This window comes from Arthrobacter sp. NPDC057009 (assembly GCF_042673905.1).
GTDB lineage: Bacteria > Actinomycetota > Actinomycetes > Actinomycetales > Micrococcaceae > Arthrobacter.
Genome location: NZ_JBHUSB010000012.1, coordinates 80,607 through 96,974, shown reverse-complemented (window position 1 = coordinate 96,974; position 16,368 = coordinate 80,607). Strand labels below are relative to the sequence as shown.

The window sequence follows — 16,368 nt, the reverse complement described above, 5'->3', positions numbered from 1 at the left end:
CATCTTCGTGTCCGGCGTCCGGGCTGTCAGGCTTCGGGGGCACCCAGCAGCGGCTGGCACTTGGGGCAGAAGTAGATGTCGCGTTCCTCGGTGACTGCCCCCGCTGCACCTGCCCCTGCAACACCGCCCCGGGTGCTGTTACCGGGCCTGCTGCTGTCAGGCGCGCTTTTGCCCAGCACGCCGTGGCGGATGGGGGTCCGGCAGCGCAGGCACGGCTGGTGCTCGCGCCGGTACACCCAGTATCCCGGCCGGCCGGCTGCCCGGCCCACCGGGGTTCCGCGGGCGTTGAGCAGGGTTGTCCGGCGGCCCGGCCCCAGGTTTGCCTCCAGGAGCTGCTTGGCGTCGGCAAACATGCTGGGCCAGTCCTTCACTGCGGCAACGGGCGACGCCGGGTGGATGCCGGCCAGGAAGCACACCTCGCAGCGGTAGATGTTCCCGATGCCCGCGAGGTTGCTCTGGTCCAGCAGCGCCACCCCGACCGGCACGTCGGGTTTCGCCGCCACGCGGCGCTCGGCCTCGGCCGGGTCCCAGTCCGGGCCTAGCAGGTCGGGGCCGAGGAACCCGACTGCCTTGTCCTCCTCGCTGGTCTTGATCACCTCAAGCAGGCCCAGGGAAAACCCGACGGCGTCGGCTGCGGCCGTGCGGAGCACGCACCGGGCCGTGAATCCCGGCTTCCGCCACCTGCCGCCCGGCGGGTAGATCTGCCAGCTGCCCTCCATTTTCAGGTGTGAGTGGATGGTCAGCCGTTCCTGGGCCGGGCCCACCAGCCGCATGAGCAGGTGCTTGCCGCGGGGGAGCACCTCCTCCATGGTCCAGCCGGCAAGGTTCAGCGTGGCGAAGCGGGGCACCCGGAAGTCGGACGCAAGAACTTTCTGGCCGGCGAGGGCAGCGTGCAGCTGGCTGGCGGCGCGCCAGACGGAGTCGCCCTCAGGCACGGATCCTCAGCCCCTTCGGCGTGGAATAGGCGCCGGCGGCGGTCAGCGCCGACGCGGCGGGGGTGTCCAGGATGTCATGGCCGTTGACTTTTTCCATGACGAGCTTGTCCACGGCGCCCCGTTTCACGACGTCCACGAGGGCACCGGCCGCGGCGGCGAGGACGGATTCGTCTTCCGTGAAGACCAGCAGCGTCTTGCCGCCGCGTTCGACGTACAGCACCAGTGCGCCGTCGACCAGCACCACCAGAGCACCGGCCTTCCGCCCCGGACGGTGGCCCGTACCGGCGTCGGCCTCGGTGGCGGGCCATGCCAGGGCGGCGCCGTAGGGGTTGGCCGGATCTGTTGCCGCCAGAGCCAGTGCCACCGGTTCCGGCTTGGCCAGCTGGGCGTCCTCTGTGTAGGAGCGCAGCCGGTCGACGGTCGCCGGCACTGCGAACTGGGCGGCACCCAGATGCTCGATGAAGTAACCCCGCCGGCACCGTCCGGCCTCCTCCAGCCGGGCCAGGACCTTGTACATGAGGCCGAATCCGCCCAGGATGTTCTCGGCCATGACGGATCCGCGGGTGACCACGCCGTACCTGTCCAGCAGCAGCTCCGCGGTGGCGCGGGCGTGGATGGTCGGATCGAGCTCGGGCGTCGGGAGCGCGGACCAGCGCCCCGCGGCAAGGGGCGGGGTGGGCACTGCGCCGCTGCCTGACCCGTAACGTCCGCCGGACAGGCCCGGCGAACCGAGCAGGCCCGTGCCATGGGACCGTCCGAGCCGGCTGAGGCGCGGCGCCCTGGCCCGGGGGGCCCGCGCCACCTGCCGGTGGGCTGTGTGGCCGCCGGCGATGAGGGCCCGGACCGGGGCGAACGTGTCCCCGGTGACCCGGCCGGCCCAGGCCAGGTCCCAGATCGCGGACACGACGTCCTGGTCGCCCAGCACCGCGTCCATGCCGCCGGCAATGTCCGTCAGCTGCCGGAAAAAGTAGCCGCCGCCGTTGGCCTGCAGGTGGTCCAGCAGCCGCCGCTGGGCATCACCCGGTTCAAAGTCAGGGGCCGGGTTCAGTGTCAGTTCCACCGAATCCGCCAGGTGCAGGCTGATCCAGCCGTCGTTGCCCGGAAGTGAGCCGGCCCCCGACCAGAGGACTTCCCCGGCGGCCATGAGCTCGTCCAGCATGGCGGGCTGGTAGTTGGACACCCTGCTGGCGAGCACCAGGGACTCCCAGGCGGAGGCCGGTATGGGCACGCCGGAGAGCTGGTCCACGGCGGTGACGATCCCGTCGAGTCCGCGCAGCGCCGGCTGACCCCGCCCGGCGCCGGGAGTGCGGACATGCTGCCAGGCCGGCAGGAACCTGCCATAGGCGGTGATGTCCACGGGCTCCACCTCGGCCCGCAGCGCGGCGAGCGAGCGGCGGCGGAGCTTGCGGAGCACTTCGGCGTCGCACCATTCGCTGCCGGCCATGGCCACTGATGCTGACGCGACGGCCGAGGCAGCGGCCGCTTCCGTGACGGGATCAAGACCTAAGCCGGAATCCCCGCTCGTGGCCGCGGAGCCTTCATCGGCTCCTGGCTCTGCGGCGGGGGATTCCGCATGGGGGCGGAACTCACCCTCCACCACGCGCCCGTCGGCCGCCAGCCGCTTGAGGGCAGTTCCGACGACGGCGGCACCAAGTCCCAGCCTGGCGGCGGCTTCGGTGGCGGTAAATGGGCCATGGGTGCGCGCATAGCGCGAGACGAGGTCGCCCAGCGGGTCTGCCACCGGCTCGATGAAGGCCAGGGGGACACCCATGGGCAGCGGCACGCCGATGGCGTCGCGCAGCCTGGCCGCGTCTTCCACCGCGGCAAAGCGTTCGACGCCGGCGATGGTCACCTTGATCGCCCGGTTCGCCCGCTGAAGGGCGGCGAGGTGGGCGGCGGCCTCGGTCATGGTGGCTTGGGACGGCGGGGTCTCGGCTTCGGCGGGCGAGGTGTCAGCAGGCTCAACCAGCGTCTCGTCGGCTTCGGCAGGCGGCGCACCGGATTCGACAGGCACAGCCAGCCGGTCTTCGGCTTCGGCCGGCGGGGCCAGCCTGGCAGCGACCTCGCCGGGGTCCAGGGGGCCGAGCAGCCGGAGCAGATCGGCCACGCCTTCGAGGCCGCGGACTTTCCGGTCGGGGGCAAGTCGCTGCAGCTCGCGTTCGGTGGCGTCGATGACCCGGGCGTCCAGGAGTTCGCGCAGTTCCACCCGGCCCAGGAGCTCATTCAGCAGCGTGGAGTCGAGCGCCAGCGCGGCCGCCCGGCGTTCGGCGAGGGGGGAGTCGCCCTCGTAGAGGAACTGCGCCACGTAGCCGAAGAGCAGGGACTTGGCGAACGGGGACGGTTGCTGGGTGGTGGTCTGGACAATCCTGAGCTCACGCCGTTCAACCGACGCGGCAATGTCCTTTAGGGCAGGGAGGTCGTACACATCCTGCAGGCATTCGCGGACGGTTTCCAGGACGATCGGGAATGACGGGTACTTCCGGGCGACGTCCAGCAGCTGCGCGGACCGCTGGCGCTGCTGCCACAGCGGCTGCCGCTTGCCGGGCGTTTGCCGCGGCAGCAGCAGGGCCCGCGCCGCGCACTCGCGGAAGCGGGACGCGAACAGGGCGCTGCCGCCGACTTCGGCCGTGACAATCTGCTCCAGCTCCTCGGGATCAAACAGGAACAGCTCGGCCCCGGGAGGCTCGTCCTCCATCATGGGCACCCGGAGCACGATGCCGTCGTCCGCGGCCATGGCCGACCCGTCCAGCCCGTAGCGCTGGTTCAGCCGCTGGCCCACGGCAAGGGCCCAGGGCGCATGGACCGGCATGCCGAACGGGCTGTGCAGGATGACCCGCCAGTCGCCGAGTTCGTCGTGGAAGCGTTCCACCACGAGGGTGGTGTCGCTGGGAACCACCTCGGTGGCCTGCTTCTGCTCGGACAGGTACTGCAGGAGGTTGTTGGCGGCGAAGTCGTCAAGTCCGCTGGCCCGGCAGCGTTCGGTGGCAGGGCCGACGTCGGACGCTGAGAGTTCGCGGACGAACGCGCCAAGGGCGCGGCCGAGGTCCACGGGACGTCCCAGCGAATCACCCTTCCAGAAAGGCAGCTTGCCGGGCTGGCCGAAGGCCGGCGAGACGAGCACGCGGTCGTGCGTGATGTCCTCGATCTTCCAGCTGGTGGCGCCGAGGGCGAAGATGTCGCCGACGCGGGATTCGTAGACCATCTCCTCGTCGAGCTCACCGACGCGCCGGCCGCCCTTGGCCGGGGCCGTGCCGGAACCCTTGCCGTCACCCCCTCCTGCAGGTGAGGCTGACCCTTCCGTCTCCGTGCCGATGATGTAGACGCCGAACAGCCCGCGGTCCGGGATGGTGCCGCCGGAGGTGACGGCCAGCCGCTGGGAGCCGGGCCTGCCCTCGATGGTTCCGGCGTTGCGGTCCCAGACGATCCGGGGGCGGAGCTCGGCGAATTCGTCCGAGGGGTAACGCCCGGCCAGCAGGTCCAGCGTAGCCTCGAAGGCCGACCGGGGGAGCGTGGCGAAGGGGGCGGAGCGGCGGACAGTGGAAAACCATTCCTCAACGTCGATGCTGCCGAGCGCGGTAGCGGCAACTGTCTGCTGGGCCAGGATGTCCAACGGGTTGGCGGGCACGCTCAGGCGCTCGATCTTGCCGTCCAGCATGCGCTCAACGGTGATGGCGGTGTGCACGAGGTCCGCCCGGTGCTTCGGGAAAAGGTAGCCCTGGGAAATCTCGCCCACCTGGTGCCCGGCGCGGCCCACCCGCTGCAGGCCGCTGGCGACCGAGGGCGGGGACTCGACCTGCACTACGAGGTCCACGGCGCCCATGTCGATTCCAAGTTCCAGCGAGGACGTGGCCACGACGCAGCGGAGCCTGCCGGACTTGAGGTCGTCCTCGATCAGGGCACGCTGGTCCTTGGAGACGGAGCCGTGGTGGGCGCGGGCCAGCAGGGGTTCGGCCCCCGCGGTGCTGCCGGCCTGCGCCATCATGTGCGCAGGGGTGGCTGTCGACGCCGGAACGCTTCCCGGCACGGACGGAGCGGGATCGTCCCAGCCCCCGCCGACCGTCAGGAGCTGGCGTTCCGCGTGGATCTCGTTGAGCCGGGCGGTCAGGCGTTCAGCCAGCCGGCGCGAGTTGGCGAAGACGATGGTGGACTGGTTGGCCAGCACCAGGTCCACGATCTTTTCCTCCACGTGCGGCCAGATAGAGGCCTGCGGCTGCAGGCCGGAGGCAGGCCCGGAATCGAAGGCGCCGGCGGCGCCCTGGAGATCAGACATGTCCTCCACCGGGACTGACACCGTGAGATCCCAGTTCTTCCGGGAGGGCGGCGCCACGATCTCCACGGGTGCCGAACCGGCCAAAAACTGTGCCACGAGTTCCCGCGGTTCCACGGTGGCCGAGAGCCCGATCCGCTGGGCCGGGGCCGGCAGCAAGGCGTCCAGCCGCTCGAGCGAGACGGCCAGGTGCGCTCCGCGCTTGGTCCCGGCCACGGCATGGACCTCGTCCACGATGACCGTGTCCACCTCGCTGAGCGTTTCCCGCGCCCTGGAGGTGAGCATCAGGAAGAGGGACTCGGGCGTGGTGATCAGGATGTCCGGTGGGTTGCTGAGCAGCGCGCGGCGGTCCGAGGCGGGGGTATCGCCGGAGCGGACTCCGACGGTGATCAGCGGCGCGGGGAGGTCCAGCCGTTTGGCGGTCTGCGTGATGCCGATCAGGGGAGACCGGAGGTTGCGTTCGACGTCCACGCCAAGCGCCTTGAGCGGGGAGATGTACAGTACGCGGGTTTTCCGCTTGGGCTTCCGTGCCCGTGACGGCTTGGCCTTGGCCCCGGCTGGGGGTTCTTCGAGGCCCGGCAGCACCTCAGCCCCGGGTGAAGCCTGCGGTGCGGGGGCGGGTGCAGCCGGCCCGGATACCAGGAGCCGGTCCAGTGCCCAGAGGAACGCCGCGAGGGTTTTGCCTGAGCCGGTGGGTGCGACCACCAGGGCATGGGAGCCGGAGGAGATGGCGTTCCACGCGCCCTGCTGGGCGGGCGTGGGTTCGGAGAACGCACCGAGGAACCACTCCCGGGTGGGCCGGCTGAACTGGCCCATCGGGTTCCCTGATGGCGTGCCGGCGGACTCCTGTGACTGCATGCCGGCGGGCTCCTGCGACTGCATGCCTCCATCATGCCTCACGGCACTGACAGCCATGCCTGCATCAGGCACGCATGCCTTACTCAGCGGCGGGGAGGTCCCGGGTGGCTGGCCCCTCCAGCACGTGCCCGGTGCTGGTGAACCGGGAGCCATGCAGCGGACAGTCCCAGGACTTTTCGTTGTCGTTCCAGTGCAGGATTCCGCCCAGATGGGTGCACACTGCGGACAGGCTGCACGTGGTTCCGTCAACTGTGGAGGTGGCGACGGGCCTGCGTCCGCGCATCGCCACGGTGCCCGTGCCCTCTGCCGGTGCGGTGCCGTCCGACGGCGGCAGCTTTTGCACCCTGCCCCAGTCCCTTGCCAGCGTGGCGGCTACTCCGGCGTTGAGTGTAACGGCTGAGGCCGCGCCCGGAGGTGAAGTGACCCTGCGGTGGATGGTGTTGGCCCATGGCAGCTGGCCGCCCAGGATATCCGCAGTGATGCCCAGGGATGCGGCCACCGCGTTGGTCATGCCCCACTTGTTGTAGCCGGTGCCGAAGAAGATGCGTCCGCGGCCGCGGGGAAGCTTGCCGAAGAATGGCATGAGGTTGGTGGCCTGGTAGTCCTGCGCGGACCAGGTGTGGGTGACAGTGGCGCCGGGGAAGTGCTGCTGTGCCCATGACAGCACATTTTCCAGGTGTGCCTGCTCTGAACGCGCCTTGCCCACCGGGTGCCCGTTGCCGCCCACCAGCAGGAGATGCCGGCCGTCCGCCGGATAGTCCCGGATGGACCGCACGGGCTGCTCCACGGAAATGTACATGCCCTCGGGCGGCGTCGCGTTGCCGGCGAGCTCCAGTGCTGCGGCGTAGGAACGGTTTGGCTTCAGTTTGGCGAAGTAGAGGCCGCGGTTCAGGATGGGCGTACCGGTGGCCAGCACCACCGAGTCGGCCTGGACCGATCCCTGGCCCGCGTGGACTGTGGACGGCCCCGCCCCGGTGACGTTCCGCACCCTGACGCCGGTAACAATGCGGCCGCCGTGGCTCCGGACGTCCTCGGCAAGCGCGGTGAGCACGTCCATGGGGTTGATCTGGGCCTGGCCGGGAAGGCGCACGGCTCCCCGGATGGGAAACGGCAGCCCAGCGTCCCGGACGTAGTCCACCTCCAGATCGGCAGCGAGGGCGGCGGTGAGCTCCGCGCGGACCGCCTCCGTTCCCTGCTGCGTGGCGGCGTAGGTGTACGCGTCGCGCGTCTGGAACGGCACGCCGCGCTGCTCCAGGTACCGCAGCAGCCAGGCATGTCCCTCGCGGTTGCCGGCCACGTAAGCGTCCACCACCTTCTGCGGGTATTGCTGCCGCAGGGATGAGAGCACCGTGCCCTGCAGCAGGGTGACCTTCGCTGTTGTGTTGCCGGTGGTCACAGCGCCCAGGCCGCGTGCCTCCAGGACAAGAACGTTCTGTCCCGAGCGGGCCAGCAGCAGCGCCGTGACCAGGCCGGTCAGGCCGGCGCCGACCACCACGGTGTCGCAGGACTCGCCGGGGGTGAACTGGTCGCTGGTGAAGGTGTCGGTGCGGTCCAACCAGAGTGACGTCACGTGTCTCAACCTGCCTTTGGCCTGCGTCTTTGCCGCGGGGCGTTCCCGCGGCAGGCCCCGCGCTGCCAGCGGGATCCCGACGTAATCGTAAGTGTACTTACGAAGTTGGGGCCGGAATAGGGCCAGGCCAGGGCAGGTTGCCCGGCACAGCCGTGGCCTTAGCGTGCCTGGAAAGCGCCGATGCTCAGGAGCTCAATGGAGGCATTGCTGCAGGCATCCGACGGCCGGGCCACGAACAGCGACGCCGTGTCCTCCGGCGGATAGATCCGGAACCCGGCGGCCGCGGTCTTGGTGCAGTCCGGGTAGTTGCCCGCCTGCGTGTAGCGGAGCACCGCGGTGCCGGACTTCCCCGGAGCCAGCAGCACATCCTGGACTGCCACCGAGGTGTCGCGCCGCGCGGGGGCCCCGATCGGCTGCCCGTCCGGTCCGCTGGTCAGAGACACACCCGCGAAGCCCTTCAGGCGGCAGGACGCCTTGCCTGTGTTGGTGAGGATCAGTTCCATATAGACACTGCCGGCGGCGCCGCCGCCTGTGGCATCAGTGGTGGCTTTCAGTCCTGAGGCCTTGCACAGCTGGGTGCCGGCGGCGGTGGACTGCGGTGCCGCTGAGCCAGGAGCCGGCGCAGCCGGCTGCGACTGGGCAGGCGAAGAAGGGGACGACGGCGGGGCGGACGTTTCGGGGGCGGCCTGCGTGCTCGGGGTGGCTGAGCCGGTTGCCGGTTCAGTTGTCCCCTGCGTGGCGGGCTGGCTTGGTCCGCATGCGGTGAGCAGCAGCGCCAGTGCGGCAGCCGCCGTCGTGCCTGTCAGTCCTTTGTTGCCCTTATTCGTTCGCAGAAGCGTCATGGCTCTAACATTGCGGGCGTTACCGCCCGAGTCAACGAAGGCACGGCGCCAAACTGATTTGATGTCCGGATCGTGACATGCCCGCCGGAATCCCGGCCGTTCCGCACAAAGCGTTCCGCACTGACAATGATGCAACGATAAACCAATTTGGTAGTGCAAATTGGCCACTTTTCGGGAAAAAGTTGCGTTGATCTGCAGTTTTCGGTGTGCCAAAATGATCCTGATCTCGCTTGTCCGCACCTTGCAGGAATTGAAAGGCCGGCAAGGAAGTAACGCTCAGAGTCCGGCCGCGGTCCATTATCAGCCCCGTGGCCAGCAGTGTCCCCCGGCAAGGGGACGCGCAGGGTTGAAGGGGAGACAGCTCCGCACTCGTCCGCGGCAACGCCGCCGCGGGCGTTCCTGAAGAGGCGCATCAGTCATTGGCTTCCGGCAAGGCCGCCGAAGCTGATAACGATGGGGGCTGCCGTTATGACCGGTTGGCTTGTCCGCTGGAGTCTTAAGTTTCGTTTGATTGTTTTAGCCGCCGCGGCCGGCATCCTGGGGTACGGATTCACAGCCCTGCCCTCAATGCCAGTGGATAACCTTCCGGAATTCTCTCCGCCACATGTGGAAATCCAGACCGAGGCGCTGGGTCTGTCTGCCATTGAAGTCGAGCAGCTCATCACCTCTCCCATGGAGAAAGACCTGCTGAACGGGGTGGCCTGGCTCGACGAAATCCGTTCAAAGTCGGTGCCCGGCCTGTCAACCATCGAGATGGTTTTCGAGCCGGGCACCGATATCCTGCGGGCACGGCAGCTCGTTGCGGAACGCCTGACCCAGGCGCACGCTTTGCCCAACGTCTCCTCTCCTCCTGTGCTCATGCAGCCGCTCTCCTCCACAAGCCGCGTCATGATGGTGCAAATGAGCTCCGGGACCGTGTCCCCGATCGACATGTCCGTTCTGGCACGCTGGGACATTAAGCCGGCGCTGATGGGTGTCCCGGGCGTGGCTAACGTCTCCATCTACGGCCATCGCGAACAGCAGCTGCAGGTCCAGGTGGATCCGAAGCAGCTCCGCGCGAAGAACGTCACCCTCAAACAGGTGGTCGAAACCGCCGGCAACGCGGTCTGGGTGTCCCCGCTCAGCTTCCTGGAAGCCTCCACTCCGGGCACTGGCGGCTTCCTCGAATCCGCCAACCAGCGCATCGGCATCCAGCATGTGCTGCCGATCCGGACGCCGGCAGACCTTGGCAGGGTCAGCGTCGAAGGCGCAGCCGACAAGACGCTCACGCTGGCCGACGTCACCACGCTGAGCGAAGACCACCAGCCCCTGATCGGTGATGCTGTCACCGGCACATCGCCCGGCTTGCTGCTGGTCATCGAAAAGTTTCCGAACACGAGTGTTGCGGATGTGACACGGGGTATTGAGGCGGTGCTGGACGGTCTGCGTCCAGGTCTTTCCGGCATCACCATGGACTCCACCGTCTTCCGCCCGGCTTCATTCATTGAGTCCGCTGTTGGCAGCCTGGGCCTGGGCCTGCTGGTCAGCCTTCTCATGGTCACCGCGCTGATCGGCCTCGTGTTCCGCTCCTGGCGGTATGCCCTGTTGGCCCTGGTCTCCATTTCCGTGGCGGCCACGGCTGCGGCGCTGGTGCTGCAGTTCCAGGGAGCCGTTATGAACGTCATGGCGTTCGCGGGCCTGGTCCTTGCCCTCGTGGTTGTCATCGGCGATGTCATCATCGATCTCCACAGCTTCCGGCGGGAATTGGCCGATGAGCGGGTGTCGCGTGACGTCCTGCTCGCCCACGGGCTGCAGCGGTCCCGCATAGCTGTCCTGTTCGCCGGCCTCGCAGCCCTGCTGGCACTGGCACCGGCACTGTTTGTTCCCGGTGTTGAGGGGGCGTTCCTGAAGCCACTGGTGCTGTCCTACCTGCTGGCGACGGCGGTGGCGATGCTTATCGCCCTGACGGTCACTCCGGCCCTTGCGAGCCTGCTGGTGCGGGGCCACCACAGGCCTCCGCGGCGCACCCTGCCGCTGGTCCGCAGGGCCAGGCTCGGCTACGAGCGCTCGGCGCGGGCCTTCACGGGAACCGTTGCCACAGTGTTCGCCCTTACCGCGGCGGCGTTGGCTGTCACGGCACTTGTGATGATCCCGGGCACAACGAAGGACCTGCCGGTTGTGGCCGCTGTTCCTGACCGGACCCTGCTCATTGAATGGGAAGCCGCGGCAAGCACCGGGGCCGACGTGATGAACAGGGTTATGACTAACGCCAGCGAAGAGCTCAGCGGAATCCGCGGAGTTTCCTCCGTAGACGGCCATGTGGGACGTGCCGTTACCTCCGATTCTTCCTCCGACGTCAATGCCGGAGAGCTCTGGGTGACCATCGAGGACGGCATTAACATGAACCGCGTGCGCTGGGAGGTATGGGAAATCGTCGGGGGGTACCCGGGCCTGACGGCGACGGTGACCACCTACCCGGAGAAGCAGGTTGCGGCCGCCAGCGCGGTCGACAACCGCCAGTTCCGGGTGCGCGTATACGGCGCCGATCTGGATGTCCTCCGCCAGAAAGCTGACGAAGTCCGCGAGATCCTTGCCGGTACGCAGGGCGTGGTGGAGCCGCACGTGGACGTCACCGTAGAGCAGCCAGTTGCGGAAATCGAAGTCGACCTGGCGGCAGCGCAGAAGCAGGGCATCAAGCCCGGCGACGTCAGACGGGCGGCCGCCACCGTCCTGCAGGGCATCGAGGTGGGGTACCTGTTCGAGCAGCAAAAGGTCTTCCAGGTGGTCGTCAAGGGCACGGAAGCCACCCGCAGCAGCCTGACCAGCGTGGCCGACATGATGGTGGACAAGCCGGAGGGCGGGCAGGTGCGGCTGGGTGACGTGGCCAAGGTCTCGCTCCGCCCGAACCAGTCCGCGATCCACCACGACAACACCTCCAGGCGCCTGGACATCGTAGCGGACATCCAGGGCCGCAGCCTTGGCGACGTCAGCCGGGACGTCGAGGCGGCCATTCAGGGAATGCAGTTCCCGGTGGGGTACCACGCGGAGATTCCGTCCCAGTACGCCGAACGGCAGGCCGCGAGTGCGTTTATCTTGTGGCTCGCCCTGGTGGCGGCAGCCGGCATCCTGGTCCTGCTGCTGACGGTCCTCGGTAACTGGCGGCTCGCGGGGCTGGTCTTCCTGCTGCTTCCGGTTGCGCTGTCCGGCGGCATCCTGGCCGCTGAGCTGAGCGGCGGTTTCGGGTCCGTTTACGTGCTGGTGGCCTTGGCGGCGGTGCTCGCCGTGGCGATCCGGGACGTGGTCATGCTGATGGGTACCTACCAGTCGCTGCAGTCCCGTACTCCGGACGGGTCGCCGGCCCACCTCATGCGGAAGGCGGCCGGGGAACGGCTTCTGCCGACTGTACTGACCACAGTGATTACCGGGCTGGCGCTGGTTCCGCTGGTGCTCCTGGGTGGTCCGGTAGGCGCCGGAATGCTCCTTCCGCTGGCACTGGTTGTGTGGGGCGGGCTCATTACCTCGGCCCTGCTGACCCTCTTTGTTCTGCCGATCCTCTTCCTCCGGATCGGTCCGGGCAACAACACGGACTGGGGGAGTTCGTCTATGGTCCCGGCCACGCGCCAGACCGTGACGAAGGCATAGTCCCTGCTCTTGCTGCCCTTCGCCCTAATGTGTCGCCTGTCAGCGAAAAGATCTGCAACCATTCAGGCGCGTGCCGCCGCTCCGCCATAGACTGCTGGCGTAAGTCACCACCCCCAGATTGAGGAGTAGCGATGAACTACAGCGGAAGCCAGTATGAGAAGGCCGTGACGGCGGGGGAACTTGACCGCAGCCACATCGGCCAGACAGTGAGCTTTCAGCCGAACGATTTCACTGTGGTGTTCGGCAAGATCGCGGGAATCGCCCGCACTGACGCCCAGGTGTACCTGACCTTGGACGGGGTTGGCGGCGGCACGCACCTGAAGGATGAGTACGACCTGCCTGTGACGCATGAGGTGTACGTGCAGCTGGATCCGCTGAGCACCGCCGGGAAGACCATCTCGGATGCGGAACGGGTCATCAAGGAGAAGCTGGACGAGATCAGGAAGAACCTTCTGGACCGGGATCAGAAGTCCGGCACTGATCAGAAGTCCGGTTCAGAGCTGTAGTCCGGCTCCGGCTAACAGCCTTAGTCGAAGAGCCCCGCTGCACGTGTGCAGCGGGGCTCTTCTAGGCAACCGCTCCGCATATGGGGGAATACGGAGTGTTCCTGTCAAAACTAATGGACAGCTTGCTTAGGTTTCAAATCGGCGTCACTTTTTCCCAAGCCCCCGGCGGTACTATCCCCTCTACCGTCGCTGTAACGGGTCTCCACGATCTACGGCGTCGGTAGGCGGCCCGCTCTGCGAACCGGGGAATGAGCGGGCCGCCGCCCCTGGACAACACAGCCTGGCGTGACATGCAGGATCCCGGCTTTAGTCCCCGCCCGGCCGGTGGCGCCTCGCCGTCAATCGGAGCGTCCAGCGGACTATGAGCGTTACCGCGACAATCACGCCGACGGCGACGACCACCATCACCAGCAACAACATCACGTGCCAGCCTTCGATCCGCATATCTCCCCCAAATTCCGCAGCTTCGTGCTCTGACTCTACCGTCGCTGTAGGAGCTGACCGGCGGTGCTTCGGTCTCCCGCTATGTCCGTCCGATTGACCGCGGAGCCCCCAGGTGGCTAGGTTATCGATATTCGTTATTAACGGAATTCGATAATTGGGGGACCGATGAAACTGAAACGAACGTCCGCTGAGACCGGGCAAAAGAGGATTGTGTCGAGAGCTGACGCGGTCGCCCTGATGATTGCCTCCGCCTCCGCGGCACTCCTGACAACCGCAGCGACAGTGTCCGGCATTGTCGCCCTGTTTACGGGGCCGGTGACGCTGGTGCTCCCGGTCGCCACCTCCCATCAAGTGGCCAGGGGCCTTGCACTGGAAGCCACGGGCCATTTCACGTCAGTGGAGGCAACCATCCCGGTTCTGCCTTCCGGGCCTGCGGCAAGCCTGGCATGGGCCGGCGGGCTGAACCAGGTAGGCGTCCTGGCAGTCCTGGCACTGCTGTTCCTGCTTGCCTACCGGCTCCAGAGCCGGATCCTCTTCACGGCGAAGTCCGCCCATCTGGTCGGGGCAGCCGGGGTCATTCTTGCCCTTGCAGGTACCGTTGGCCAGGTGCTCGATGGGGTCGGCCGGAGCCGGCTTGCGGAAATGATCGGCGCCAATGCGCGCACCGCAGGGGAGGCCCAGGTGTTCTCGGCGGAGTTCAATATAGGGCCGCTGATGCTCGGCATGGTCCTGCTCCTGGTTGCGGGAGTCTTCGAATACGGCCGCCGGCTGCAGAAAGACACTGAAGGGCTGGTCTGATGCCTGCAGATGACTCCTCCGACATCCACTGCCGGCTCGACGAACTCTTGGAAGCCCGAGGCATGACACTCACGGAGCTGAGCAGGCAGGTCGGAGTGAGTCTGGTGAACCTGTCCGTACTCAAGAATGACCGGGCAAAGGCGATCCGTTTCTCTACCCTGACAGCGATCTGCGACGTCCTTGACTGCCAGGTGGGGGACCTTCTCGTGACCACCCGCTCCAAGACGTGACAGAACGGCAACCTTCGCCACAGCCGGCCCGTGGGATGCTTGGCCCATGAAGAGGCTGCACGGGATCGCGCTCGTCCTGATCCTCGCGTCCGGAACGGCAGGTTGCGCTACCCCCGGCGTCTGTCCGGCGATCGGCTGGAGCAACTCAGTCACAGTGATCCTGGACGGACGGGTCGACGCCGTGGCCGAGGTGCAGTTGTGTGCGGACGGGAAGTGTTCAATCAGGCCGCAGCCGACGACGGCCCCGAAGGTTACTGTCACCCCCAGTGCAGAAGCCGTGCCCGGCCGGGCAATCCCCGTTGCCCCTGCAACACGGGGAACGCCCGTCGGCGGAACCGAATACAGCCCGTACTTCGGCCGGAAAGTCGATGACCGCACCTGGCAGTTCAGCGCGCCTATGCGCGCCCCGAAGCGAGCCACAGTGCGGGCCCTGGATGCCGGGGGAGAGGTGCTCGCCCAGCGGGACGTGGAGCTGACATGGACGCGCGTTGGCGGCAGCGAACAGTGCGGCGGTCCCGCGACGGCAGGACCCGTCTCCCTGTCCCTTCCGTAACGCCCTAATGCAGGCAAAGCAAAAGACCCCGGGTTCCCTCTTTGGGAGGGAGCCGGGGTCTTGCTACGTGGCGGTGACGGTGGGATTTGAACCCACGTTGGCTGTTACACCAAACAACATTTCGAGTGTTGCACCTTCGGCCGCTCGGACACGTCACCAACCTGAATAGGGTACCGGAGCAAGGCCCGCATCCCCAAAACGGCATGCTATTCCCCCGCGCCACAGGCCTCAGCGGCAGGCGCGCCGGGACACATCTTCCCGGAAATCGGGGCCGGGCACTAGATTCGTAAGCAAGATGACTAACCAGCAGCAGAACGAAGCAACCGCATATTGGACCGTGGGCCCCGGCCGGGGTGAACTGCGCAGCGAGGCGCTGCACGTCCCCGGCCCGGAGGAGGCGCTGGTGCGCTCGCTGTATTCGGGCATCAGCAAGGGCACCGAACTTGTGGTCCACCACGCCGCCGTCCCGCCCTGCATCGCCGAGGAGATGCGCGCCCCGCACCAGGAAGGCTCCTTCCCGGCACCGGTGAAGTTCGGCTACCTGTCCGTGGGCGTCGTGGAGCAGGGCCCGGCGGACTGGGTGGGGCAAACGGTCTTCTGCCTGCATCCGCACCAGGACCGTTATGTGGTTCCGGTTTCCTCGCTCACCCGCGTTCCCGACGGCGTTCCTCCCCGCCGCGCCGTCCTCACCGGCACTGTGGAAACGGCCGTGAACGCGCTCTGGGAGGCAGGCCCCAGGCTGGGCGACCGTGTCGCCGTGATCGGCGCCGGGCTCGTGGGCGGCATGGTGGCCACACTGCTGCGGACGTTCCCCCTCGCGCGGCTTCAGCTGGTGGACCTGGACCCAGCCCGAAAGGACCTCGCCGACGCCTTGGGCGTGGACTTCGCGCACCCGGACAACGCCCTGCCGGACTGCGACATCGTGTTTCACTGCTCCGCGTCCCAAGGCGGGCTGGAACGCAGCCTGCAACTGGTGGGGGACGAAGGCGACATCATCGAAATGTCCTGGTACGCCGACCGGAAAATCACCATTCCGCTCGGCGAGGACTTCCATGCCCGCAGGCTCTCCATCCGTGCCAGCCAGGTCGGAGCCGTGGCACGCGCCCGCCGGCACCGGCGGACCAACGCCGACCGCCTGGAACTCGCTGTGTCCCTGCTGACGGACCCGGTGTTTGATGCCTTCCTCACGGGCGCCTCCGCCTTCGCCGAACTGCCGGGCGTGGTCCAGGACCTGGCCGACGGCCGGCTCGAAGCGCTCTGCCACGTGATCGAGTATCCGGCCGCCGATAAGCCCTCCATTCAAGACCAGATCCCAACGACCGAAAACGTGAGGTAACCATTGTTCAGCCTGACCGTACGCCGCCACTTCATGATCGCCCACAGCCTTCCCCGCGAAGCCTTCGGGCCCGCCCAGGGCCTGCACGGGGCAACCTTCGTGGCGGAGGTGACGTTCCGCCGTCGTACCCTCAACGATGACGCGATTGTGCTGGACATCGGCGCCGCCGGCGGGATGATCGAGGAGGTGCTGGCCGGGCTCAACTACCGCAACCTGGACGAGCACCCGGACTTCGCCGGGAAGCTGAGCACCACGGAGGCGCTGGCGCAGTACATTGCCGACGCCGCCGCGGAGCGCCTTCGGGAGGACGCAGACGGCCGTGAACTGGCCGGCATCGAGGTCACCCTGCGGGAAAACCCCGACGCCTGGGCTACCTACTCCCTCGAGTTCGGCCCCCGCTGAGGCCGC

The 16,368-nt window shown here is 67.6% G+C and carries 11 protein-coding genes and 1 tRNA gene; 7 read left to right on the top strand and 5 right to left on the bottom strand.

The annotated features are described in order from the left end of the window. Positions 1 to 26: 26 nt before the first annotated feature. The 4 genes from ACFTR6_RS14025 to ACFTR6_RS14010 form a co-directional block, all read right to left on the bottom strand. Complete coding sequence (locus ACFTR6_RS14025; protein ID WP_377958334.1) at positions 27 to 935, bottom strand: Fpg/Nei family DNA glycosylase; 909 nt, start codon at positions 933 to 935, stop codon at positions 27 to 29. After that, positions 928 to 6,060 (bottom strand): DEAD/DEAH box helicase, encoded by a 5,133-nt coding sequence (locus ACFTR6_RS14020; RefSeq protein WP_377958379.1) that lies wholly within the window; start codon positions 6,058 to 6,060, stop codon positions 928 to 930. The genes ACFTR6_RS14025 and ACFTR6_RS14020 overlap by 8 nt, the downstream gene beginning before the upstream one ends. Before the next feature lie 79 nt (positions 6,061 to 6,139). Continuing rightward, a complete protein-coding gene (locus tag ACFTR6_RS14015) occupies positions 6,140 to 7,630 on the bottom strand; it encodes an FAD-dependent oxidoreductase (protein WP_377958333.1) in 1,491 nt (496 codons plus the stop codon). Positions 7,631 to 7,788: 158 nt separating this feature from the next. Beyond that, positions 7,789 to 8,472 carry a DUF4232 domain-containing protein gene (locus tag ACFTR6_RS14010; protein WP_377958332.1) on the bottom strand — a complete coding sequence of 228 codons (684 nt, stop codon included), beginning with the start codon at positions 8,470 to 8,472 and terminating at the stop codon, positions 7,789 to 7,791. A gap of 453 nt (positions 8,473 to 8,925) precedes the next feature. Here ACFTR6_RS14010 and ACFTR6_RS14005 point away from each other — a divergent pair, with 453 nt between their 5' ends. From ACFTR6_RS14005 to ACFTR6_RS13985, 5 genes are all read left to right on the top strand, one after another. Next, positions 8,926 to 12,093, top strand: coding sequence for an efflux RND transporter permease subunit (locus ACFTR6_RS14005; protein WP_377958331.1), 3,168 nt, complete (start codon positions 8,926 to 8,928; stop codon positions 12,091 to 12,093). Between the two features lie 131 nt (positions 12,094 to 12,224). Next, complete coding sequence (locus ACFTR6_RS14000) at positions 12,225 to 12,599, top strand: hypothetical protein (protein WP_377958330.1); 375 nt, start codon at positions 12,225 to 12,227, stop codon at positions 12,597 to 12,599. A 654-nt stretch (positions 12,600 to 13,253) separates the two neighbouring features. Next, on the top strand, positions 13,254 to 13,841 hold the full coding sequence (locus ACFTR6_RS13995; protein WP_236783138.1) for a hypothetical protein: 588 nt from the start codon (positions 13,254 to 13,256) through the stop codon (positions 13,839 to 13,841). After that, entirely contained in the window at positions 13,841 to 14,071 is a 231-nt protein-coding gene (locus ACFTR6_RS13990; RefSeq protein WP_172411550.1) for a helix-turn-helix transcriptional regulator, read from the top strand. Before ACFTR6_RS13995 ends, ACFTR6_RS13990 begins: the two co-directional genes overlap by 1 nt. 46 nt (positions 14,072 to 14,117) lie before the next feature. Further along, the gene (locus tag ACFTR6_RS13985; RefSeq protein ID WP_076798895.1) at positions 14,118 to 14,624 is read left to right on the top strand and encodes a hypothetical protein; all 507 of its coding nucleotides are present in this window, start codon (positions 14,118 to 14,120) and stop codon (positions 14,622 to 14,624) included. A 68-nt stretch (positions 14,625 to 14,692) separates the two neighbouring features. Here ACFTR6_RS13985 and ACFTR6_RS13980 read toward each other — a convergent pair. Continuing rightward, a tRNA-Ser gene (locus ACFTR6_RS13980) sits at positions 14,693 to 14,782 on the bottom strand. A gap of 137 nt (positions 14,783 to 14,919) precedes the next feature. Here ACFTR6_RS13980 and ACFTR6_RS13975 point away from each other — a divergent pair. Continuing rightward, a complete protein-coding gene (locus tag ACFTR6_RS13975) occupies positions 14,920 to 15,960 on the top strand; it encodes a zinc-binding alcohol dehydrogenase (RefSeq protein ID WP_076798894.1) in 1,041 nt (346 codons plus the stop codon). A 3-nt stretch (positions 15,961 to 15,963) separates the two neighbouring features. Then, positions 15,964 to 16,362, top strand: a complete 399-nt coding sequence (locus ACFTR6_RS13970) for a 6-carboxytetrahydropterin synthase (protein WP_076798893.1) — start codon at positions 15,964 to 15,966, stop codon at positions 16,360 to 16,362. Positions 16,363 to 16,368 lie beyond the last annotated feature (6 nt).